Raw genomic sequence first — 21106 nt, 5'->3', positions numbered from 1 at the left:
CCCTCGGGGAGCGGCCTTCGTCGTTCACGGCGTGCGCGGGAGGATCACTCCCACTCGATGGTGCCCGGCGGCTTCGACGTGACGTCGAGCACGACGCGGTTCACGCCGTCGACCTCGTTCGTGATGCGGTTCGAGATGCGGGCCAGCACGTCGTACGGCAGGCGCGTCCAGTCGGCGGTCATCGCGTCCTCGCTGGACACCGGGCGCAGCACGATGGGGTGACCGTAGGTGCGGCCGTCGCCCTGCACGCCGACCGAGCGGACGTCCGCGAGGAGCACGACGGGGCACTGCCAGATCTCGCCGTCGAGGCCCGCGGCGGTGAGCTCCGCGCGCGCGATGGCGTCGGCCTTGCGGAGCAGCTCGAGGCGCTCGGCCGTGACCTCGCCGACGATGCGGATCCCGAGGCCGGGCCCGGGGAACGGCTGGCGCCCCACGATGACCTCGGGGAGCCCCAGCTCGCGGCCGATGGCGCGCACCTCGTCCTTGAACAGGGTGCGGAGCGGCTCGACGAGCTCGAACTTCAGGTCCTCCGGGAGGCCGCCGACGTTGTGGTGGCTCTTGATGTTCGCGGTGCCCGTGCCGCCGCCCGACTCCACCACGTCCGGGTAGAGCGTGCCCTGCACGAGGAAGCGGATGGCCTCGCCGTCGGCCTGCGCCTCGAGCACGAGCGCCTCCGCGGCGCCCTCGAACGACCGGATGAACTCGCGGCCGATGATCTTGCGCTTGGCCTCGGGGTCCGTGACGCCGGCGAGGCCGTCGAGGAACTGCTCGGCGGCGTCGACCGTGACGAGCCGGACGCCCGTGGCGGCCACGTAGTCCTCCTCGACCTGGCGGCGCTCGTCCTGGCGCAGCAGGCCGTGGTCGACGAAGACGCACGTGAGCTGGTCGCCGATGGCCCGGTGCACGATCGCCGCCGCGACCGCCGAGTCGACGCCGCCGGAGAGGGCGCAGATGACCTGGGCGTCGCCGACCTGGGCGCGGATCCGCTCGACCTGCTCGGCGATGACGTTGCCGCTGTTCCAGTCGCCGGGGATGCCGGCCGCGCGGTGCAGGAAGTTCTCGAGCACGGCCTGCCCGTGCGCGGAGTGCTTGACCTCGGGGTGCCACTGCACGCCGTAGAGGCGGCGCTCGTCGCTCGCGAAGGCGGCGACGGGGGTGGACGCGCTCGAGGCGAGCACCTCGAAGCCCGCGGGCGCCTTCGAGACGGAGTCGCCGTGGCTCATCCACACGGTCTGGTCGTCGGGCTGGCCGTCGAGCAGGGTGCTGCCGGGCGTGAGCGTGACCGCGGTGGATCCGTACTCGCGGGCACCCGTCTGCGCGACCTCGCCGCCGAGCGCGCGGGCCATGACCTGGAAGCCGTAGCAGATGCCGAGCACGGGGACGCCGAGGTCGAGGATCCCCTCGTCGAGGCCGGGCGAGCCCTCCTCGTAGACGCTCGACGGGCCGCCGCTCAGGACGATGCCGGACGGGTCCTTCGCGCGGATCTCCTCCGCGGTGATCGTGGACGGCACGATCTCCGAGTAGACGTTGGCCTCGCGGACGCGGCGGGCGATCAGCTGCGCGTACTGGGCGCCGAAGTCGACGACGAGGACGGGGCGCTGGTTCGTGGGGTTGTCGACGCTCAAGTGGTGGCCTCCGGGGTGGTGGTCGGGTCGATGGGTCGGGGATCCGCGTCGTCGTCGCCCGCGGAGGCAGCCGGCACCTTGGGGCGCGGCGCCTCGAGCTCGGCGATGGTCGCCCGCACCTGGCGGGCGATGCGCGCCTCGACGATGAACGAGAGGAACGGCACGACGCCGCCCGCGGCGATGAGGATGAAGCGGGTGAACGACCAGCGCATCTTCTGCCAGAGCAGGAAGTCGCTGATGAGGTAGACCACGTAGATGTTGCCGTGGACGATCTGGATCAGGAGGCTCAGGTTCGTCCCCGTGAGCGTGTCCGCGGGCGACAGCGCGAGGAAGCCGGACGGCCCGTTCAGCTCGAGCTCGTAGCCGGCGCCGGCGAGGTACTGCAGGGATCCGTCGACGAACTGGAAGCCGGGCAGGTACTTGATGCCCATCTCCACGACGAGGAGGAGGAGGAACGCGCCCGTGACGAACGCCATGACGCGGTAGAAGCCGAGGACCCTCCGGATCTGCGGGACGTCGGAGCGCTTGAGTCCGTAGGCCATGCGTGGATCCTACCGGTCGGCGTCTGGGCGGCTCCCCCGCCGGGGAGCGTCGACGGCGACGTCGCGATCCCCGTCCGGGAGCGGATCCTCGTCGTCGTCGTCCTCGTCGTCGTCCTCGCGGTAGCCGGGCTGCTCGCGGGTCCACGTGTCGCGGATCGTGCGGTACCAGATGACGATCGCGAAGATCGCGAACACGGCCCACTCGGCCGCGTAGAAGATGTTGAGCCAGTTGAGCTGCACGGCCTCGCTCGGCGGCGGCGAGTCGATGGCCGTGAGGCCGGCGACCGGGGTCGACGCGACGATGAAGCCGTTGTAGACGTCGCCCACGTCGCCCGGCCAGAGGTTGACGAGCGCGGCCGTGCTCAGCCGGGTCATCCGCTGGGGGTCCTGGCCGGTGCCCGACGGCTCGGGCTGCTCGCTCGGGAGGAAGCGGCCGACCACCTCCTGGACTCCCGTCGGGGATCCGTCGCCCGCGTCGAACGACGCCGCGACAGCCGCAGCCTCCTCGTCGGTCGCGGCCCATCCGAGCGCGACGGGCACGCTGGCGGGCCGCGCGTCGGACGCCGGATCCGCGGCGGCGCCGTCGTCCGTGATGGAGAGGTGGCCGACGACCCAGGCGCCGGTGCGGCCGGCGTCGAGGCGGTCGGAGACCACGACGAAGTCGCCGGGGACGAACGCGCCCGTCACGGTGACCATGTGCCCGGCTGACGTGTCGGTGACGTAGCCCTGCGGCTCCGCGAGCGTGCCGAGCGGCAGCGCGGTCTCGGTGTCGCGCTCGATGACCACGCCCGACTCGACCGCGCGTGCCAGCTGCCACTGCCCGAGGGCGGCGAAGCCGGCCGCGATGACGAGCGCGAGCGCGAGCAGCGCGAGCGAGCGGGGCCGTCTCGCGACCTGGCCGATGGTGGGGCCGACGGCCTCGGGTCCGCCCGGGCCGGATCCCGCGGGCCGGGCGTCGGGACGCGCGGCGGCGTCGGGGCGGGGGTCGGATGGGTGCGTCATCAGTAGTCGGGTTCCCGTTCGCGGGTGGGTGGTGTCCAGGTGTCGTGGTCGGACTGCTGGCCGGCCTGCTCGGCGCGGCGTCGGTCGGGTGCGGGCCGGAGGCTCTCGGCTGCCGCGTCGTCGGCGGCGGCGGTCTCGTCATCGCCGGACCCGCGCGAGGCGCCGGGGCCGCCATCGGCCTCGGGCCCGGTGCCCGGCGTGGTGCCGCGTGCCGCGGTGCCTGGCCGGGGTGCCGCCGCCGCGAGCCCGTCGTCGAAGGCGTCGCCGCGCGTCTGCTCGCCGCGCTCGGCGGCCTCGAAGAGGGCGAGCGCACCGGCCCGCTCCGCGTCGCGCCCGGCCTTCTCCGCCGCGCGCTTCGTGGCCGAGCGGTACTTCGTGGGCAGCACGGCCGTGCCGATGCGCACGGAGTTCGCGGCGAGCAGCGGCCCGATGATCGCCATCACCAGCACGTAGAGGCCCGCGAACGGCTGGATCCGCTCGTCCAGCCCCGCCGACAGCGACAGCGTGGCGAGGATGAGCGCGAACTCGCCCCGGTTCTGCAGGATGAAGGCCGTGTTGATGCCGGCCTGCGCGCCGTGCCCGTTGAGCCACGCCACGAACTGCCCGGCGATGATGTTGAGCACGACCGTCATGAGCACCGCGAGGAGCACCGGGACCACGACGGTGGGGAACTCGCCGGGATCCAGGGCCAGGCCGAAGTTGAGGAAGAAGAACGCCCCGAACACGTCGCGCAGCGGGATCGCGATCTGCTCGATGCGGTTCCGCACCCGCGTCGCGCCGAGCACGAGCCCGATGAGGAACGCGCCGATCGCGTCGGTGACGCCGAGCACCTCGCCGATGCCGCCGAAGAGGATCGCGAGGCCGAAGAACAGGACCGTGAACAGCTCGACGTCGCGCGTGCGCATGAAGCGGGACAGGAACGCCCCGCCCTTGCGCGCGACCGTGAACATCACCACGAGGAAGGCGAACGACACCGCCAGCTGGCCGACCACCGCCCAGGGCTCGGTCTCGCCGCTCAGCACGACCGACACGATCGCGAGGTATACCGCGATGAAGATGTCCTCGACCACGGTGACGCCGAGGATCATGGGCGTCTCGTCGTTGGCCAGCCGGTTGAGCTCGATGAGGAGCTTGGTGACGATGGCGCTCGACGACGTCGCCGTCATGCCCGCGACGATCAGGGCCTCGCGCGTGCCCCAGCCGAGGGCGAAGCCGAACGCGAACCCGACGCCCATGTTGATGAGCACGTACGAGCCGCCCGAGATGATGAGCTTGCCGGCGTTGCCGAAGAACTCGTCCTGGTCGAACTCCAGGCCGAGGTTGAACAGCAGGAGGATCAGGCCGAAGACGGCGATGAGCTCGATGTCGCCCGACGCGAAGTCGAGGGGGAACCAGTCGACGCTCGGGCTCGCGAGGAGCCCGACGAGCATGTAGATGGGGATCGCGGGCAGGCCGATGCGCTTGCCGAGCTGGCCGAACGCGTAGGCGAGGACGAACAGCAGGCCGAGGACGATGAGGTCTTGGCCGTGGTGCACCCGCTACCCTCCGTCCGGCGCGGAGCCGGGCGCGGGGCGGTGCGGGAACTCGCCCGTCCGGTAGAACGCGAAGGCCTTGGCGACCTTCTCGGGGGATCCGGCGACGACGAGCGTGTCGCCCGGGTAGACGGTGAAGTCGTCGGACGGCGCCGGGTTCGCGGACTCGCCACGCACGACCGCGACGACCGTGAGGCCGACCACGCCGCGCGAGGCGAGGTTGCCGAGCGCCTGGCCGGCGATGTGGTCGTCGTAGTCGACCGTGAACCAGTCGATGCTGAGGCCCGGGATCTGGTCGAGCTTGTCGAGCGACTCGGTGATGCGCGTGCCGCCGAGCAGCTCCGCGAGCGTGTGCGCCTCGTCCTCGCTCAGCCGGAGCGACACCTTCTGCGTGTCGGGCCCGTCCTGCTCCTCGGAGAAGGTGATGAGGTCGCTGTGGCCGGAGCGATGGGCGATGACGCCGACCTTGCCCCCGTCGTCGGTGATGAAGGTGTGCAGCACGCCGACACCCGGCAGCTTGACGCGACGGACCTCCGCCATGCGCGCACCTCCCTCTTCCTGTGGTTCACAACGCGGGCCGCGCCCCGCATGTTCCCGGACCGCTCGGCGCGGGACGGGCCCGGCCGACCGGCCGGCGCGGACTACTTGCCGTACGGCGCGACGACGACCTCGACGCGCTGGAACTCCTTGAGGTCGGAGTAGCCGGTGGTGGCCATGGCCCGGCGCAGCGCGCCGACCAGGTTGGCGCTGCCGTCGGCCGTGGTGGACGGGCCGTAGAGGATCTGCTCGAGCGGCGCGACCTGGTCGACGCGCACGCGGTGGCCGCGGGGCAGCTCGGAGTGGTGCGCCTCGGCACCCCAGTGGAACCCCTGCCCGGGCGCGTCGGTGGCGCGGGCGAGCGTGGAGCCGAGCATGACCGCGTCGGCGCCGACCGCGATGGCCTTGACGATGTCGCCCGAGCTGCCGAGGCCGCCGTCGGCGATGACGTGCACGTAGCGGCCGCCCGACTCGTCCATGTAGTCGCGGCGGGCACCCGCCACGTCGGAGAGGGCGGTGGCCATGGGCGCGTGGATCCCCAGGGTGGAGCGCGTCGTCGACGCCGCGCCCCCGCCGAAGCCGACGAGCACGCCCGCCGCGCCCGTGCGCATGAGGTGGAGGGCAGCCGTGTAGGTGGCCGCGCCGCCGACGATGACCGGGACGTCGAGCTCGTAGATGAACTTCTTGAGGTTGAGCGGGGCCGCCCCCTTGGAGACGTGCTCAGCCGAGACGGTGGTGCCGCGGATGACGAAGAGGTCGACGCCGGCCGCGACCACGGTCTCGTAGTGGTCGGCCGTGCGCTGGGGCGAGAGGGCCGCGGCGACCACGACGCCGGCCGCGCGGATCTCCGCGATGCGCGCCGTGATGAGCTCGGGCTTGATCGGCTCCGCGTAGATCTGCTGCATGCGGGCCGTGGCCGACTCGGGCGGGAGCGAGCGGATCTCCTCGAGCAGGCGCTCGGGGTGCTCGTACCGCGTCCAGAGACCCTCGAGGTCGAGCACGCCGAGGCCGCCGAAGCGCCCCATCGCGATGGCCGTCGCCGGGGAGACGACCGAGTCCATGGGGGCGGCGAGGAACGGGATCTCGAACTGGTACGCGTCGATGGACCAGGAGACGGAGACGTCCTGCGGGTCGCGCGTGCGCCTCGACGGGACGATGGCGATGTCGTCGAACGCGTACACACGGCGGGCCCGCTTGGCGCGGCCGATCTCTACATCACTCACCCGCACAGCCTAGCGGCGGGCTCCTGCGCGACCGGCCGACGACCGGATCCGCCGGCGCCCCCGCGCGGGCCGGCGCGGCCCGCCGCTCGGGCTCGAGGCCCGCGTGCAGCAGGAGCGCGCGCAGCCGTCCCGCGCCCAGCACGTCCCCCTCCCCCGCCACCACCACGCGCCAGCGCGCGGCCTCCCGCGGGACCGCCGAGTCGGCGTCGGCTCCGACCCCGGCTCCGGCTCCGGCTCCGGCTCCGGGCGCCACCCGACCCGAGGACGCCGCCCCGACGATCCGCAGCCCGACCCGTTCGCGGGGCCACGCCAGCGCGAGCCGCCCGTGGCCGCCGGCCGCGAAGCCGACGTCGGGCGGCGCGAGCCCGGCCTCGTGCGCGACGCCGCGCGCGACGGACTCCAGCGGGCAGCGCGCGGCTCCGTCCGCCGCCTGGACGAGCAGCTCGGCGCGTCGGCTCCAGGGCCCCGGACCGCGGAGCTCCCGCTCGCGCTCGAGGTCGGCGCGCGTCGTCGGCGACGTGCGCGACGGCACGAGCGCGTGGTCGAGCGCGACCAGGCCGTGCGCGAACCACCCCGGGCCTCGCGGCGCGGCGCCGCGCACCGCGAGCATCGCCGCCTCGTGCGATGCGGCGAGCGCCGTCGCCGCAAGGCCGGGCACCCGCACGCCCTCCGCCGCCGGCACGAGACGCGACCTCCCGCGCGCGGGATCGCGGGCGAGGCGCGTGCCCGCGGGGCGCCCCGACCGGATGCCCGGCACGTCGAGCAGCGTCACGAGCGCGGGCCACGGGGCGAGGCGCGGCAGCCCGTGCACGGCGGCGGCCGACGGCCCGCCGAGCACGACCGGGTCCGGCGCCACCCGGGCGAGCGCCCGGATCCGCAGCAGGTGCCGATCGCGCGCCGACACCCCCTCCCACTCGGAGCGCCGCACGTGGACGCCGGCGCGCAGCCGCACGAGCTCGCCGCGCGCCTCCGCCCGGGCGGCGGCGGCCGCGTCCGCGCGCTCCTCGTCGCCGATGCGGCGCGACGAGACCACCGCGGGCGATGTCCCCGACAGGATCAGCGCCACCGCCGGCGGCCCCAGCGACGCCGACAGGAGCAGAGGGGCGGCGGGCGGCGGGGTCGGGGTCATGCGGGCAGTGTCGCGGGCGGCGAGCGCCGACGACCCCTCGCGCGGCGACCCGCCGGACATGCGGCCCGACCCGCGCCCTGTGAGGGAACCCGGCACGCAGGAGGGGCCGGCACGCAGGAGGGGCCGGTGCGCACGGCACCGGCCCCTCGTCGTCATCGCACGGGATCCGTGCGGCTCACCGCATCAGCGCCGGTAGTTGGGCGCCTCGACCACCATCTGCACGTCGTGCGGGTGCGACTCCTTGAGCCCGGCCGCCGTGATGCGCACGAAGCGCCCGCGGTCCTTGAGCTCGCCGACCGTGCGCGCACCCACGTAGAACATCGACTGGCGCAGGCCGCCGGTGAGCTGGTAGACGACGTTCGCGAGCGATCCGCGGTAGGGCACCTGGCCCTCGATGCCCTCGGGGATGAGCTTGTCGTCGCTCGGCACGTCCGCCTGGTAGTAGCGGTCCTTCGAGTACGAGGTCTTCGTGCCGCGGGTCTGCAGCGCGCCGAGGGATCCCATGCCGCGGTAGCTCTTGAACTGCTTGCCGCCCACGAACATGAGGTCGCCGGGGCTCTCGTCGCAGCCGGCGAGGAGGCTGCCGAGCATGACGGTGTCGGCCCCGGCGACGAGCGCCTTGGCGATGTCGCCCGAGTACTGGAGGCCGCCGTCCGCGATGACCGGGATTCCCGCGGCACGGGCCGCGAGCGACGCCTCGTAGACCGCGGTGACCTGGGGCACGCCCACGCCGGCGACGACGCGCGTGGTGCAGATGGACCCGGGGCCCACGCCGACCTTGATCGCGTCCGCGCCCGCCTCGATGAGCGCCTGGGCGCCCGAGCGGGTCGCGACGTTGCCGCCGATGACGTCGACGTGCGACGTGGCCGGGTCGGTCTTGAGACGCCGGATGATGTCGAGCACGCCCTTGCTGTCGCCGTTGGCGGTGTCGACGACGAGCACGTCCACGCCCGCCTCGACGAGCGCGAGCGCGCGCTGCCACGCGTCGCCGAAGAACCCGATGGCCGCGCCGACGCGCAGGCGCCCCTCGGCGTCCTTCGTCGCGTCCGGGTACTGCTCCGACTTGTCGAAGTCCTTGACGGTGATGAGGCCGCGCAGCTTGCCCGCGTCGTCCACCAGCGGGAGCTTCTCGATCTTGTGCTCCGCGAAGATCGCGATCGCGTGGTCCGGGTCGATGCCGACCTGCCCCGTGATGAGCGGCGTGCGGGTCATGACGTCGCGCACGAGCGTGGTCGCGGCCTGGACGGGCGAGACGAAGCGCATGTCGCGGTTGGTGATGATGCCGACGAGCGTGCCGTCTGCCTCGACGACCGGGAGGCCGGAGACGCGGAACTGGCCGCAGAGCGCGTCCACCTCGGCGACCGTCGCGTCGGGTCGCGTGGTGACGGGGTTCGTGATCATGCCCGACTCGCTGCGCTTCACCTTGTCGACGAAGGCGGCCTGGTCCTCGATGGAGAGGTTGCGGTGGATCACGCCGAGCCCGCCCTGGCGCGCCATCGCGATGGCCATGCGCGCCTCGGTGACGGTGTCCATCGCGGAAGAGAGGAGAGGAGCGGCGACGCTGATGTTCCGCGTGAGCCGGGACGTGGTGTCCGCCTCGCTCGGGATGACGTCGGTGTGCCCCGGCAGGAGCATGACGTCGTCGTAGGTGAGGCCGATGACGCCGAACGGGTCGGACTGGTCCAAGTTCCCTCCAGGGGGATGAGATGCGGATGAGATGCCCGGGGGACCGCGTCGGCAACCGGTGTCCCAATGTTAACGGGATGTGACGACCGGCATTCCCGACATATCACGCCTCCACGCCGTACGCGCCCGAAACATCCAGGACATAATCAGCACGTACTGTCAACCAACGTCGTCCTGACGGTAGTCGCGGTGCCTGTGCGGATGTACCCGTCGCACGGCTCCCCCTATGGAGGTCTAGTGATAGCCACTGGTTCGGCCGGAGCACGCGCGCAGCGCATGTGGGCCCTGATTCTCGCGGTGGCGTTCGCCTGCACCGCACTTCTCCTCTCGGCCCCATCGGCCGCCCACGCGGATCCGCGCGCGGCGCCGCAGTCGGTCGACCCGGCGTCCGCCGAGCAGTCGCTGCTCGTGTGGGTGCGGGCGGACGCCGACAAGACCGGCATCGCCGGGGTCACCGTGAAGGTGTCGGGCGGCGGCGTCGAGGCCACCGGCACGACCGGTGCGGACGGCAAGGCCGAGGTCGGCCTCAGCGCCCCGGGCACGTTCACGGTCGAGGTCGACGCGTCGACCATCCCGCAGGGCGCGGGCGTCCCCCGCGCGGGATCCAGCCCCCGCCAGATCGACGTGGCCGCGGGCAACAAGAACGTCCCGGCCTTCTTCTTCATCTCCCCCGACGGCGCGGCGAGCGGCGCGGCCGGATCCACCCCCGCGCCGAGCGCCAGCGCCGACGCCGGCACGAGCGCCGGCACGGGCACCTCCACCGGCGGCTCGACCGCCGCCCCGGACACCGAGACGGGCACGGTCACCGCCACCGCGGAGCCGGTCACCCAGAACAACTTCTGGAAGATCTTCTGGCCCAAGGTGGTGACGGGCCTCATCTTCGGCCTGCTGCTCGCCCTCGCGGCCATCGGCCTCTCCCTCATCTACGGCACCACGGGGCTGAACAACTTCGCGCACGGCGAGCTCGTCACCTTCGGCGCGCTGATGGCGTACCTCTTCAGCAACGTGCTCGGCCTCAACCCGGTGCTCGCGATCGCCATCACCGTGATCCTCGGCGGCGCCTTCGGGTACGTCCAGGACGCGGCGCTCTGGGCGCCCCTGCGCCGCAGGCGGCTCGGGCTGGTGCCGCTGATGATCGTCACCATCGGCCTGTCGCTCGCGCTGCGCTACCTCTTCCAGTTCATCTTCGGCGCCGACCGCCTGACGCTCCCGAACAGCCCCGCGCCGTTCCTGGTCGTCGGGCCGGTGAGCCTCAAGTTCACCGACGTCGCCGGCGCCGTCGTCTCGATCGTGCTGCTCCTGGCGGTCGCGTACGTGCTGCTCTACACGAAGATCGGGAAGGCCACCCGCGCCGTCTCCGACAACCGCTCGCTCGCGGCGGCGTCGGGCATCGACGTCGAGGGCGTGATCCGCGTGGTCTGGATCGGCGGCGCCGCGCTGGCCGCGCTGTCCGGCGTCTTCATCGCCTACTACCAGTCGCTGCGCTGGGACACGGGCGCGTCCATCCTGCTGCTCGTCTTCTCGGCCGTCGTCCTCGGCGGCCTCGGCACGGCGTTCGGCGCCCTCATCGGCTCGATCGTGATCGGCGTCTTCATCAACGTCAGCACCATGGTCCTGCCCGAGAACATGAAGTACGTGGCCGCGCTCGTGGTCATGATCGTCATCCTGCTCATCAGGCCCCAGGGCATCCTGGGCCGGAAAGATCGGATCGGTTAGCCGCGCATGAACTCCAACTTCATCTTCCTGGCGCTCGGCGAGATCTTCTCGCCGACCACCGCGGCGTACGCGCTCGCGACCGTCGGCCTCGTGATCCACTTCGGCTTCACGGGCCTGCTCAACTTCGGACAGGCCGGCTTCATGGCCATCGGCGGCTACGCGTTCGCCATCACGGCGGTCATGTACGAGTGGCCCGTCTGGGCGTCGCTCCTCGCGGCGATCGTCGCGTCCACCGTGTTCGCCCTGATCCTCGGCATCCCGACCCTGCGATTGAGGGCGGACTACCTGAGCATCGTGACCATCGCGGCGGCCGAGATCATCCGGCTGAGCGTCAAGACGCCCGAGTTCTCGGACGTCACGGGCGGCTCCGAGGGCATCAACGGCGCGGCGGCCGGGTTCAACGACCTCAACCCGCTGCCCGAGGGCCGCTTCGGCGCGGGCGTCCTCACCTACTCCGCCGACCAGTGGTGGATCCGCATCGTCGGCTGGGGCCTCGTCGGCATCGCCTGCCTGCTGGTCTTCCTCCTCATGCGCAGCCCCTGGGGCCGCGTGCTGAAGGGCGTGCGCGAGGACGAGGACGCGGTCCGCGCGCTCGGCAAGAACGTGTACTCCTACAAGATGCAGGCGCTCGTGCTGGGCGGCGTGTTCGGCGGGCTCGCGGGCGTGGTCTTCATCCTCCCGAGGTCGCTGCAGCCCGACAACTACGGCACGCAGCTCACGTTCTTCCTCTACACGATCATGCTGCTGGGCGGTGCGGCCACGATCTTCGGGCCGGTCATCGGCTCGATCATCTTCTGGGTCACGCTGTCGCTCTCGGACGGCCTGCTCAGCCTCGCGGTCACCAACGGCTGGCTGCCCATCTCGAGCACCCAGCAGGGCCCGATCCGCTTCATCATCGTGGGCGTCGCGCTCATGCTGCTCGTGATCTTCCGACCACAGGGCATCTTCGGGAAGAAGAAGGAGACGCACTTTGCCTGACAAGACACCGGTCCAGGCCATCCTCGACGGCGACGCCGGTCCGGGCTGCGCCAAGAAGGACCCCATCATCGTCGCGCACGGCGTCAGCCGGCAGTTCGGCGGCCTGAAGGCGGTCGACGTCGACCACCTCGAGATCCCCCGCGGCTCCATCACGGCCCTCATCGGACCGAACGGCGCCGGCAAGACCACGTTCTTCAACCTGCTGACCGGCTTCGACAAGCCGAACACCGGCACGTGGGAGTTCTCCGGCAGGAACCTCGCCGGGATGAGCGCGTTCCGCGTCGCCCGCCTCGGCATGGTGCGCACCTTCCAGCTCACCAAGGCCCTCGGCGGCATGACGGTGCTGGAGAACATGCGCCTCGGCGCCACGGGCCAGGGCGGCGAGAACTTCTTCTCCGCGCTGATCCGCCCCCTCTGGCGCAAGAAGGAGGACGAGATCACGGAGCGCGCACGCGGGCTCCTGACCAAGTTCAAGCTCGACACCAAGGAGGAGGACTACGCGGACAGCCTCTCCGGCGGCCAGCGCAAGCTCCTCGAGATGGCGCGCGCGCTCATGACGAAGCCGGAGCTCGTCATGCTCGACGAGCCGATGGCCGGCGTCAACCCGGCCCTCACGCAGTCGCTGCTGCACCACATCCTCGACCTCAAGACCGAGGGCATGACCGTGCTGTTCGTCGAGCACGACATGCACATGGTCAACGAGATCGCCGACTGGGTGGTCGTGATGGCCGAGGGCCGCATCGTCGCCGAGGGCCCGCCCTCGACGGTGATGAGCGACCCGGCCGTCATCGACGCCTACCTCGGCGCCCACCACGACACCGACCTCGGCACCCTCACGGGCCAGCGCGAGGTGGCGAAGGACATGGACTCCGACCTCGTCAAGAGCGAGATCGAGAAGGAAGCGGCAGACAAGTGACGGCAGAGCGGGTCCTCCAGACCACCGACCTCCACGCGGGCTACCTGCCCGGGGTCAACATCCTCAACGGGTGCAACGTGCACGTCGACAAGGGCGAGCTCGTCGGCATCATCGGCCCGAACGGCGCGGGCAAGTCCACGCTCCTGAAGGCGATCTTCGGCCAGGTGAACGTGCGCGGCGGCAGCATCGAGCTGAACGGCCAGGACATCACCGGCCTCAAGGCCGACAAGCTCGTCTCCCGGGGCGTGGGCATGGTGCCGCAGAACAACAACGTGTTCCCGACGCTCACCATCGACGAGAACCTCCAGATGGGCGCGTACCAGAAGCCCAAGATGTACAAGGAGCGGCTGGCGTTCGTCACCGACCTGTTCCCGGAGCTCGGCAAGCGGCTCAAGCAGCGCGCCGGATCCCTCTCGGGCGGCGAGCGCCAGATGGTCGCCATGTCGCGCGCGCTCATGATGGACCCGACGGTGCTGCTCCTCGACGAGCCGTCCGCGGGCCTCTCCCCCGTGCGCCAGGACGAGACGTTCATCAACGTGGCGCAGATCAACCGCGCCGGCGTCTCCGTCATGATCGTCGAGCAGAACGCCCGCCGCGCGCTGCAGATCTGCGACCGCGGCTACGTGCTCGACCAGGGCAAGGACGCGTACGAGGGCCGCGGGCGCGAGCTCATGAACGACCCGAAGGTCATCGAGCTGTACCTCGGCACGCTCGCGGCCGACCAGGAGAAGGCCAAGGCGGCGCCCCAACCCTGATCCCGACCCCGCACGACACGACGCGGCATCCCTCCGGGGGTGCCGCGTCGTCGTGCGCGGGGCCCGCACCGCGGCCTCCCGCGAGGGTGACCGCGGTCCTCCCTGACGGCGGTCCCGCGACATGGCCGTCGGGGTGGCGGGTCGGGCGCCTCCTGGACGTCGACGCGCGTCGAGGGATCTCCTCGCCCGCGCCTCGTCCCGACGCCCGACGCCCGACGCCCGCCGCCCGCCGCCCGCCCGCATCCAGCCCGACGCCGCACCATCCCGCTCCCTGCCGTCCGACGCCCCGCCGCGGTGATGGGGAGCCCGAGCCCCGATCACCCGCCCGGGCACGCCGAAGGGCCCGGTCCATGCGGACCGGGCCCTCAGCCGTGCGTGGTGCAGGTGCTAGTCGAGCTTGCCGTAGACCTGCTCCTCGAAGGTCGTGGTGTTGCCCGTGCCGTACTTGTAGACGGAGACGTACGCCTCGGTCGGGTCGCCGTTCTCATCGAACGTGATCGGGCCGGAGAGGCCGTCGTAGTCGACGTCGGTGCCCGCCGCGATGAGCTTCGCGCAGTCCGCGAAGGTCGTGCACTTCTCGCCGCCCTCGGAGACGGACTGCAGGTTCTCCTTCAGCGTCGCGCCGTCGGTCGCCTTGCCCTGGAGCGCGGCGAGCGCGAGGAGCACGGTGCCGTCGTAGGACTCGGCGGCGTAGCTGAACACCGTGAGAGCGGGGTCCCCGTCGGCCTTGACCATGTCCTGCAGACCGGCCTGGAAGTCCTCCTTGGCCTCGACGCCGGGGTTCGTGAACTGCGCTCCCGCGATGTCGACGTTGGTATCGGTCTCCTTGATGACGCCGTAGTTGCCGTCCGTGCCGTAGAACTTGGAGAAGTCGAAGCCCTTCGACGCCAGCTGGTCGGCGATGGTCTTGATCTCGTCGAACGAGATGACGACGAGCGCATCCGGGTTCGGGGCGAGCACCGAGGTGATCGCGCTGTTGAAGTCCGTCGCGGAGGGCTCGAACACCTGCTCGGCGGCGATGGTGGCACCGCCCGCCTCGAGCGTCTTCTTGATGTTCTCCTCGAGGCCCGTGCCGTAGGCGTCGTTCATGTAGAGGATCGAGACGTTGGTCTTGCCGTCCTGGAGGATCTTGTTGCCGAGGATGCGGCCCTGGAGCACGTCCGAGGGGGCGGTGCGCCAGTAGTAGCCGTCGTCCTTGTAGGTCGAGAAGTCGGGCGAGGTGTTCGCCGGCGAGAGCTGCACGACGCCGGCCTGGGTGACCTGGTCGATGAAGGTCTTCGAGACGCCCGAGGACGCGGCACCGATGATGGCGCTGTTGCCGTCGGCGATGAGCGAGGTGGCGGACTGGCTCGCGATGTCGGTCGTGGTGTCGCCGGAGTCCTTGTCGGTGACGTTGACGGTGATGCCGGCATCGGCGTCGTTGATGTCCTTCGCCGCCTTGTGCACGCCGGCGAACTCGGGCGGGCCGAGGACCGCGAGGGAGCCCGTCTGCGGCAGGATCGTGCCGATCTTGAGGTTCAGGCCGCCGTCGCCGGTGGTGCCGCTGCCGCCGTCGCCGCCGCCGGAGCAGCCGGCGAGGACGAGTGCGCCGGCCACCGCGATGGTGACGGCGCTGAGGGCGGTGCGGGCAGATCGTGAGCGGGAGGACGAGACCCTGCCGAATGCGCTCATGGTGCTCCTTATGGATGTGTGTGGTGATGCTCGGGAATGTGGTGCATGAGGCACGCGAATGCGCGCCTCGCCTGGTGCGACCCTATGGCGCGGATGAGACGGGCACAATGCATCGGCATTTCCGTCGTGTAACGCGACACGATCGTTACCATTCGCGGAATGCGCGACGGGATCCGAATCAGATGCCCTCGACGACGGATGGATCCCTCTGCGCGGGCACCGGGGCGGAGACGGCCCGGCGGGAGGTGCGGACCATGTCGACCGTGAGCAGCACGAGCGCCGCCCACACGATCACGAAGCCCGCCCAGCGCTCGGGCGGCATGGCCTCGTGCTGCACGAAGACGCCGAACGCGAATTGCAGCAGGGGCGCCAGGTACTGCGTGAGCCCGATCACCGAGAGGGGCAGGCGCCCGGCGGCGAATCCGAACAGGAGGAGCGGGCCCGCGGTCACGACGCCGGTGCTGACGAGGAGGAGCGTGTGCCCGAGCGACACCGTGCCGATGGTGAGGCCGGCGCCCGCCCCCGTGATCACGAGCATCGTCGTGGCGGCCGGCACCAACCAGGCCGTCTCGAGCGCGAGGCCGGAGAGCGCGTCGGCTGCCCCGCTCACGCGCTTCTTCACGAGCCCGTAGAGCCCGAACGACCCGGCGAGCACGAGTGACACCCACGGCAGCTGCCCGTAGCCGATGGCGATGACGGCCACCGCGACGGCGGACAGACCCACGGCCGTCCACTGCAGGGGACGGAGGCGCTCACGCAGGAGCAGCACGCCCAGCAGCACCGTGACGATCGGGTTGATGAAGTAGCCGAGCGCGGTCTCGACGACGTGGCCGGACAGCGTGCCGTAGACGTACACGGTCCAGTTGACGAGGATCAGGTGGCCCGCGAGGCCGAGCCCCAGCAGGATCCGGGGGCGGCGCACGATGGCGACCACGCGCCCCCACCGCCGCGCGGCCGTGATGACGACGGCGCAGACGACGAGCGAGAAGAGGATCCGCCAGCCGACGATCTCGAACGCCCCGGCCGGCACGAGCAGCAGGAAGAAGACGGGGAGGACGCCCCACAGGCCGTACGCGCCGACGGCGGCGATCAGGCCGGTGCGGGTCGAGGGATCCGGGGCGGGGCGCGTCACCTCCCGAGGCTAGCGCCGTGGCCGCCGGATGACCGCGGTGGAGCGGGACTCGGGCGCGCGGAGCGGGAGCGCCCGGACGCACGAGAGCCCGGCCGAACGTGTCGGCCGGGCTCCCGGGTGAAGCGGTGGTGCGGTGTCGCTGAGGCGGAGCGTCAGCGCTCGATGACGGCGAGCACGTCGCGCGCGGAGAGGACGAGGAGGTCCTGGCCGTCGTACTTGACCTCGGTTCCGCCGTACTTGGAGTAGATGACCTTGTCGCCGACGGCGACGTCGAGGGGGACGCGGTTGCCGTTGTCGTCGATGCGGCCGGGGCCCACGGCCACGACCTCGCCCTCCTGCGGCTTCTCCTTGGCGGTGTCGGGGATGACCAGACCAGACGCGGTGGTCTGCTCGGCTTCGACCTGCTGGATGACGATGCGATCCTCGAGCGGCTTGATGGAGACCGACACGGTTGACCTCTTCCTTCGTGACTAAGGGACAAGACTTCATTGGCAATCTCCCGGGGAGAGTGCCAGGTGAGATTCTACGGGCCGCGCTTGCACTCGCGCAACGCGAGTGCCAATCGGTGCAGAGGCGCCCCGGTACGGTGGGCGGATGGATCAGACCGACCTCCGCGAGGTGCTCTCGCTCGAGGGGCTCCGCCTGCTCGACTCCATCCCCGCGCCGGCGCCGGGGGACGACATGGTGCGGATGGTGAGCGCCCTGCGGGGCCAGGGCCACTCCCCCGCCCTCGTGTCGGCCGTCCTCACGCAGTCGCGCCTGCGCGCGCGGGCCCGGACCAAGTTCGGCGAGTTCGCCGCGCGCATGCTCTTCACGGAGGCCGGGCTCGAGCAGGCCACGCGGCTGCCGGTCGCCGCGCAGCACGCCGGGCGCTTCCAGCAGACGGGCGTCGCGCACGTGGCCGACCTCGGCTGCGGGATCGGCGGCGACGCGATGGCGATGGCGGCCATCGGGATCCGCGTCACGGCCGTCGAGCGCGACGAGGTCACCGCCGCGGTCGCCGGCTGGAACCTCGCCCCGTTCCCGGAGGCAGAGGTCGAGCAGGGCACGGCAGAGGCGTTCGACGCGGGCCGCGTCGACGGCGTGTACCTCGACCCCGCGCGGCGCACGGACGGGCACTCTTCGACCCGCCGCATCTCGGATCCAGACGCCTACTCCCCCACGCTCTCCGCCGCCTTCGAGCTGGCCGCGGGTCGCGCCGCCGGCATCAAGCTCGGGCCGGGCCTCGACCGCGACCTCATCCCCGCCGAGGCGGAGGCGCAGTGGATCTCGGTCGACGGGCAGGCCGTGGAGATGGGCCTCTGGTTCGGGCCGACGCGGCGCGACGGCGTGCGGCGGGCGGCCCTCGTGATCAGCGGCGGGTCGCAGGCGGAGCTGACGTCGGAGGCCGACAGCGAGGACGCGGAGCTCGGCGAGCTGGGCACGCACCTGTACGAGCCGGACGGCGCCGTGATCCGCGCCCGCCTCATCGGCGACCTGGCGCGCTCGCTCGACGGGCGCATGGTCGGCGAGGGCATCGCGTGGATCACGTCGGAGCGCGAGCAGGCGACGCCGTTCGCGCGCGGCTTCCGCGTGCGCGAGGTGCTGCCGCTCGACGAGCAGCGGCTGAAGCGCGAGCTGCGGGCGCGCGGGATCGGGACGCTGGAGATCAAGAAGCGCGGGGTCGACGTGGATCCGGCGCGGCTGCGGACGCGGCTGCAGCTGAAGGGCGATGGCTCGGCGACGCTCATCGCGACGCGGGTCGGGGGCCGGCGGGTGGCGATCCTCGCGGACCGGCACGGGGTCGACGCGGGCTGAGGCGCGGACGCGGGGACCCTGCCCCTGCCCGCACGACGACGCGGCCGCCCCCGAGGGGACGGCCGCGTCGTGTCGTGAGGTGGTGCGTTACGGAGCCGTCGGGATCGGCGTGCCGTTGATCTCACCGGTCTGGATCGCGGCGTTGACGAACACGACGACGACCAGGGCCACGACGATGCTGACGAGCACGCCGACGATGCCGAGGATGAGGCCGGTGAGCCAGAAGCCCTTGGTCCCAGGGTTGCGCTTGCGCGCGAGGACACCCGTGATGATGGCCGCGACGCCCACGAAGAACGTGAGGAACCACAGCGGGAGCGACAGGACCACGGACACGATGCCGAGCACCAGGGAGGTGATGGCGAGGCCCTTCTTGGGCGCACCGCCCTGGCCGGGCTGGTAGGGCGCCGCGTAGGGCGAGTCGGAGCCGGCGGCGGGAGCGGCCGGGTAGGCGGGCTGGCTCGGCGCGGGCGGGAAGCCGTCGTGGGAGCGGTCCGGGTTCTGCGGATCGGTCATTGTCGTTCCTTTCGTCCCTGGGAACATACCGTGATGCATGCCCCGGGATTCTCCCGTTCGGGAAATAGCCGCGAAAGGTCCCCGTAATGGGGGCGCCAGGAGGGTCAGCCGACCTGGACGACGGTGACCGGCAGCGTCGAGTCGGCGCCGAACGCGAGCCCGGACGGGGCGCGGCCCGACTCGATGAGGCGCGCGCCGAGCGCCGCGATCATGGCCCCGTTGTCGGTGCAGAGCGACAGGGGCGGGATCCGCAGCTCGATGCCCGCCGCCTGGCACCGCTCCGCCGCCAGCTCCCGCACGCGCGCGTTCGCGACGACGCCGCCGCCCAGCAGCAGGCGCGGGATCCCGTGGTCGACGCACGCGGCGACGGCCTTCGTGAGCAGCACGTCGACGACGGCCTCGCGGAAGCTCGCCGCGACGTCCGCCACGGGCACGGGCTCGCCGGCGTCCTGCCGCTTCTCGACCCAGCGCGCGACCGCGGTCTTGAGGCCGGAGAACGAGAAGTCGTAGCGGTGGCGCTCCATGTCCTTGGGGAGGGAGAGGCCGCGCGGGAAGCGGATCGCCTTCGGGTCGCCGTCGGCTGCGACCCGGTCGATGTGCGGGCCGCCCGGGTAGGGCAGGCCGAGCACGCGCGCGACCTTGTCGAAGGCCTCGCCCGCGGCGTCGTCGATGGTCTCGCCGAGGAGCTCGACGTCGTCCACCAGGTCGCGCACGAGGAGGAGCGAGGTGTGGCCGCCGGAGACGAGCAGCGCGATGCTCGGGGTCTCGAGCGGGACGCCGGGTCCGCCGTCGGTGCTGAGGAGATCCGCGCCCACGTGGCCGACGAGGTGGTTGACGCCGTGCAGCGGGATGTCGAGGGCCACGGCGAGCGCCTTCGCCGCCCCGACGCCGACCATGAGCGCGCCGGAGAGGCCCGGGCCCGCCGTGACGGCGATCGCGTCGAGCTCGCGCAGGGCGACGCCGGCCTCGGCGAGCGCCGCGTCGATCGCGGGGGTGAGCGCCTCGAGGTGCGCGCGGGCGGCGACCTCGGGCACGACGCCGCCGTAGCGCGCGTGCTCGTCCATGGAGCTGGAGATGACGTTGGCGAGGAGCGTCTGGCCGCGGACGATGCCGATCCCCGTCTCGTCGCACGAGGTCTCGATGCCGAGGACGAGGGGGCCGGCGTCGCCAGCGGCGCTCTCGTCGGTCCGCGCCTCCGCTCCCGGGGCGGCGGACGCGGGCGCGGCCCGCTCGGCGGGCGCGTCCCGCGGCTCGGCGACCGCGGGCGGCGTCGCGGCGAGGGTGACGCGCATCACGACGGCATCGACGTCGTCCGGCTGGTAGTAGTGCGGACGGACGGCGATGGCCTCGAACCCGAGCGAGGAGTAGAGGGCCTGCGCGACGGGGTTGTCGGCGCGCACCTCGAGCAGCACCTCGCGCGCGCCGCGGGCGTGCGCCTCCGCGACGAGGCGGGTGAGCAGGGCACGGCCGATGCCGCGCCCACGGCTGCCGTCGGCGACGGCGATGGTCTGGACGTCGGCCGCGTGCGCCCCGCGCGGGCAGGAGAGGCCCGCGTAGCCGAGGATCGCGCCATCCGCGGCGTCGACGGCCACGACGTACCAGCCGTGTCGCGCGGTCAGCTCGCCGCGCATCGCGTCGGCCGACCAGGCGTCCGAGACGAACGTGGTGGTCTCGAGGTGCATGAGCGCGGGTAGGTCGGCGACCTCGGCGGCACGGAACAGGACGCTCACGAGGTGACCCGCTTCGGGCCCGCGGAGACGGTGACGTCGGGCGAGCGGAGGTAGAGCGCCTCGTCGGCCGCGAACGGCAGGTCGAGCTCGTCCATCCTGCGGGCGACCTGCGCGAGGGACGCCGCGCGCAATCCCGCGGCGTCGATCCGGCGGTCGGCGGCGGGCACGTCGTCCGGCTTGCTGAGGCCGGGGCCCGCCGTGCGCTCGGCGACGCCGCCGTCGACGGGCGCGCGGTAGACGGACCAGTACAGCTCGCGGCGACGGGCGTCGGTGACGACCACGAGGGATCCGGTGCCGCCCGCCGCGTAGTGGTCGTGGGCGACGGCGTCGTGGCTGACCACGGGGATCACGCGCACGTCGAGCCCGGTGGCCAGGACGCGGGCCGCGGCGATGCCGACGCGGAGGCCGGTGAAGGGGCCGGGGCCCATGCCCGCGACGACGGCGCGGACATCGCAGCGCTCGATGCCGGATGCGGTGAGGCACTCGTCGAGCAGCGTGCCGATGACCTCGGCGTGCCGCATGGTGTCGGTCTCCTGGCGCTCGGCGAGCACGCGGCCGTCGCGGTCGATGACGGCGACGCCCGTGCCGGCGGAGGTGTCGATCGCGAGGAGCACTGGACGAG

At 72.2% G+C, this 21106-nt stretch carries 19 protein-coding genes; 5 read left to right on the top strand and 14 right to left on the bottom strand.

The features are described 5' to 3' along the window. Nucleotides 1-44: 44 nt before the first annotated feature. From guaA to guaB, 8 genes are all read right to left on the bottom strand, one after another. Complete coding sequence (gene guaA / locus ITJ44_RS09840; RefSeq protein ID WP_194634981.1) at nucleotides 45-1625, bottom strand: glutamine-hydrolyzing GMP synthase; 1581 nt, start codon at nucleotides 1623-1625, stop codon at nucleotides 45-47. Next, nucleotides 1622-2167 carry a DUF3817 domain-containing protein gene (locus ITJ44_RS09835; RefSeq protein WP_194634980.1) on the bottom strand — a complete coding sequence of 182 codons (546 nt, stop codon included), beginning with the start codon at nucleotides 2165-2167 and terminating at the stop codon, nucleotides 1622-1624. The genes guaA and ITJ44_RS09835 overlap by 4 nt, the downstream gene beginning before the upstream one ends. Nucleotides 2168-2176: 9 nt before the next feature. Continuing rightward, nucleotides 2177-3169 (bottom strand): SURF1 family protein, encoded by a 993-nt coding sequence (locus ITJ44_RS09830; RefSeq protein ID WP_194634979.1) that lies wholly within the window; start codon nucleotides 3167-3169, stop codon nucleotides 2177-2179. Further along, nucleotides 3169-4704 carry a cation:proton antiporter gene (locus ITJ44_RS09825; protein WP_194634978.1) on the bottom strand — a complete coding sequence of 512 codons (1536 nt, stop codon included), beginning with the start codon at nucleotides 4702-4704 and terminating at the stop codon, nucleotides 3169-3171. Before ITJ44_RS09825 ends, ITJ44_RS09830 begins: the two co-directional genes overlap by 1 nt. Nucleotides 4705-4707: 3 nt before the next feature. Beyond that, a complete protein-coding gene (locus ITJ44_RS09820) occupies nucleotides 4708-5241 on the bottom strand; it encodes a cation:proton antiporter regulatory subunit (protein WP_012039247.1) in 534 nt (177 codons plus the stop codon). A gap of 101 nt (nucleotides 5242-5342) precedes the next feature. Continuing rightward, complete coding sequence (locus ITJ44_RS09815; protein WP_194634977.1) at nucleotides 5343-6461, bottom strand: GuaB3 family IMP dehydrogenase-related protein; 1119 nt, start codon at nucleotides 6459-6461, stop codon at nucleotides 5343-5345. Further along, nucleotides 6454-7590, bottom strand: coding sequence for a hypothetical protein (locus ITJ44_RS09810; RefSeq protein WP_194634976.1), 1137 nt, complete (start codon nucleotides 7588-7590; stop codon nucleotides 6454-6456). The genes ITJ44_RS09815 and ITJ44_RS09810 overlap by 8 nt, the downstream gene beginning before the upstream one ends. Nucleotides 7591-7773: 183 nt before the next feature. After that, complete coding sequence (gene guaB, locus ITJ44_RS09805; protein ID WP_194634974.1) at nucleotides 7774-9276, bottom strand: IMP dehydrogenase; 1503 nt, start codon at nucleotides 9274-9276, stop codon at nucleotides 7774-7776. A 276-nt stretch (nucleotides 9277-9552) separates the two neighbouring features. Here guaB and ITJ44_RS09800 point away from each other — a divergent pair, with 276 nt between their 5' ends. From ITJ44_RS09800 to ITJ44_RS09785, 4 genes are read left to right on the top strand one after another with little or no spacing between them, the layout of a single operon-like run. Further along, nucleotides 9553-10992, top strand: coding sequence for a branched-chain amino acid ABC transporter permease (locus ITJ44_RS09800; RefSeq protein ID WP_194634972.1), 1440 nt, complete (start codon nucleotides 9553-9555; stop codon nucleotides 10990-10992). Between the two features lie 6 nt (nucleotides 10993-10998). Next, nucleotides 10999-11970, top strand: a complete 972-nt coding sequence (locus ITJ44_RS09795; RefSeq protein ID WP_194634970.1) for a branched-chain amino acid ABC transporter permease — start codon at nucleotides 10999-11001, stop codon at nucleotides 11968-11970. Further along, a complete protein-coding gene (locus ITJ44_RS09790; RefSeq protein ID WP_194634968.1) occupies nucleotides 11963-12886 on the top strand; it encodes an ABC transporter ATP-binding protein in 924 nt (307 codons plus the stop codon). The genes ITJ44_RS09795 and ITJ44_RS09790 overlap by 8 nt, the downstream gene beginning before the upstream one ends. Beyond that, nucleotides 12883-13641: an ABC transporter ATP-binding protein gene (locus ITJ44_RS09785; protein ID WP_012039254.1), complete on the top strand. Its 759-nt coding sequence runs from the start codon at nucleotides 12883-12885 to the stop codon at nucleotides 13639-13641. Before ITJ44_RS09790 ends, ITJ44_RS09785 begins: the two co-directional genes overlap by 4 nt. Before the next feature lie 387 nt (nucleotides 13642-14028). Here ITJ44_RS09785 and ITJ44_RS09780 read toward each other — a convergent pair whose 3' ends face one another. The 3 genes from ITJ44_RS09780 to groES all read right to left on the bottom strand — a co-directional run bounded on the left by ITJ44_RS09780 (nucleotide 14029) and on the right by groES (nucleotide 16893). Continuing rightward, the gene (locus ITJ44_RS09780) at nucleotides 14029-15312 is read right to left on the bottom strand and encodes an ABC transporter substrate-binding protein (protein ID WP_194634967.1); all 1284 of its coding nucleotides are present in this window, start codon (nucleotides 15310-15312) and stop codon (nucleotides 14029-14031) included. 178 nt (nucleotides 15313-15490) lie between these two features. Then, nucleotides 15491-16444 (bottom strand): EamA family transporter RarD, encoded by a 954-nt coding sequence (gene rarD / locus ITJ44_RS09775; RefSeq protein WP_194634965.1) that lies wholly within the window; start codon nucleotides 16442-16444, stop codon nucleotides 15491-15493. 152 nt (nucleotides 16445-16596) lie between these two features. Further along, nucleotides 16597-16893, bottom strand: coding sequence for a co-chaperone GroES (gene groES / locus ITJ44_RS09770; RefSeq protein ID WP_012039257.1), 297 nt, complete (start codon nucleotides 16891-16893; stop codon nucleotides 16597-16599). Nucleotides 16894-17038: 145 nt separating this feature from the next. On the opposite strand from groES, the gene ITJ44_RS09765 reads away from it, so the two are divergent. Then, nucleotides 17039-18241 (top strand): class I SAM-dependent methyltransferase, encoded by a 1203-nt coding sequence (locus tag ITJ44_RS09765; RefSeq protein WP_194634963.1) that lies wholly within the window; start codon nucleotides 17039-17041, stop codon nucleotides 18239-18241. A gap of 87 nt (nucleotides 18242-18328) precedes the next feature. On the opposite strand, the gene ITJ44_RS09760 is transcribed toward ITJ44_RS09765, so the two are convergent. The 3 genes from ITJ44_RS09760 to tsaB all read right to left on the bottom strand — a co-directional run bounded on the left by ITJ44_RS09760 (nucleotide 18329) and on the right by tsaB (nucleotide 21098). Further along, nucleotides 18329-18754, bottom strand: a complete 426-nt coding sequence (locus tag ITJ44_RS09760) for a DUF4190 domain-containing protein (protein ID WP_194634961.1) — start codon at nucleotides 18752-18754, stop codon at nucleotides 18329-18331. Between the two features lie 104 nt (nucleotides 18755-18858). Next, on the bottom strand, nucleotides 18859-20484 hold the full coding sequence (gene tsaD / locus ITJ44_RS09755) for a tRNA (adenosine(37)-N6)-threonylcarbamoyltransferase complex transferase subunit TsaD (RefSeq protein WP_194634959.1): 1626 nt from the start codon (nucleotides 20482-20484) through the stop codon (nucleotides 18859-18861). Beyond that, complete coding sequence (gene tsaB, locus ITJ44_RS09750; RefSeq protein ID WP_194634957.1) at nucleotides 20481-21098, bottom strand: tRNA (adenosine(37)-N6)-threonylcarbamoyltransferase complex dimerization subunit type 1 TsaB; 618 nt, start codon at nucleotides 21096-21098, stop codon at nucleotides 20481-20483. Before tsaB ends, tsaD begins: the two co-directional genes overlap by 4 nt. Between the last annotated feature and the right edge of the window lie 8 nt (nucleotides 21099-21106).

The organism is Clavibacter sp. VKM Ac-2873 (assembly GCF_015351075.1).
In the GTDB taxonomy this organism is placed as follows: Bacteria; Actinomycetota; Actinomycetes; order Actinomycetales; family Microbacteriaceae; genus Clavibacter.
The sequence above is the reverse complement of the archived record's forward strand: the minus strand, read 5'-3'. Positions and strand labels throughout refer to the sequence as shown.

Excerpts from the sequence above, each read along its gene's own strand:
- ITJ44_RS09765 (WP_194634963.1), top strand. The coding sequence starts at position 17,039 with ATGGATCAGACCGACCTCCGCGAGGTGCTCTCGCTCGAGGGGCTCCGC.
- ITJ44_RS09835 (WP_194634980.1), bottom strand. The coding sequence starts at position 2,167 with ATGGCCTACGGACTCAAGCGCTCCGACGTCCCGCAGATCCGGAGGGTC.
- ITJ44_RS09820 (WP_012039247.1), bottom strand. The coding sequence starts at position 5,241 with ATGGCGGAGGTCCGTCGCGTCAAGCTGCCGGGTGTCGGCGTGCTGCAC.
- ITJ44_RS09800 (WP_194634972.1), top strand. The coding sequence starts at position 9,553 with ATGTGGGCCCTGATTCTCGCGGTGGCGTTCGCCTGCACCGCACTTCTC.
- ITJ44_RS09780 (WP_194634967.1), bottom strand. The coding sequence starts at position 15,312 with ATGAGCGCATTCGGCAGGGTCTCGTCCTCCCGCTCACGATCTGCCCGC.
- ITJ44_RS09830 (WP_194634979.1), bottom strand. The coding sequence starts at position 3,169 with ATGACGCACCCATCCGACCCCCGCCCCGACGCCGCCGCGCGTCCCGAC.
- ITJ44_RS09760 (WP_194634961.1), bottom strand. The coding sequence starts at position 18,754 with ATGACCGATCCGCAGAACCCGGACCGCTCCCACGACGGCTTCCCGCCC.
- ITJ44_RS09810 (WP_194634976.1), bottom strand. The coding sequence starts at position 7,590 with ATGACCCCGACCCCGCCGCCCGCCGCCCCTCTGCTCCTGTCGGCGTCG.
- ITJ44_RS09795 (WP_194634970.1), top strand. The coding sequence starts at position 10,999 with ATGAACTCCAACTTCATCTTCCTGGCGCTCGGCGAGATCTTCTCGCCG.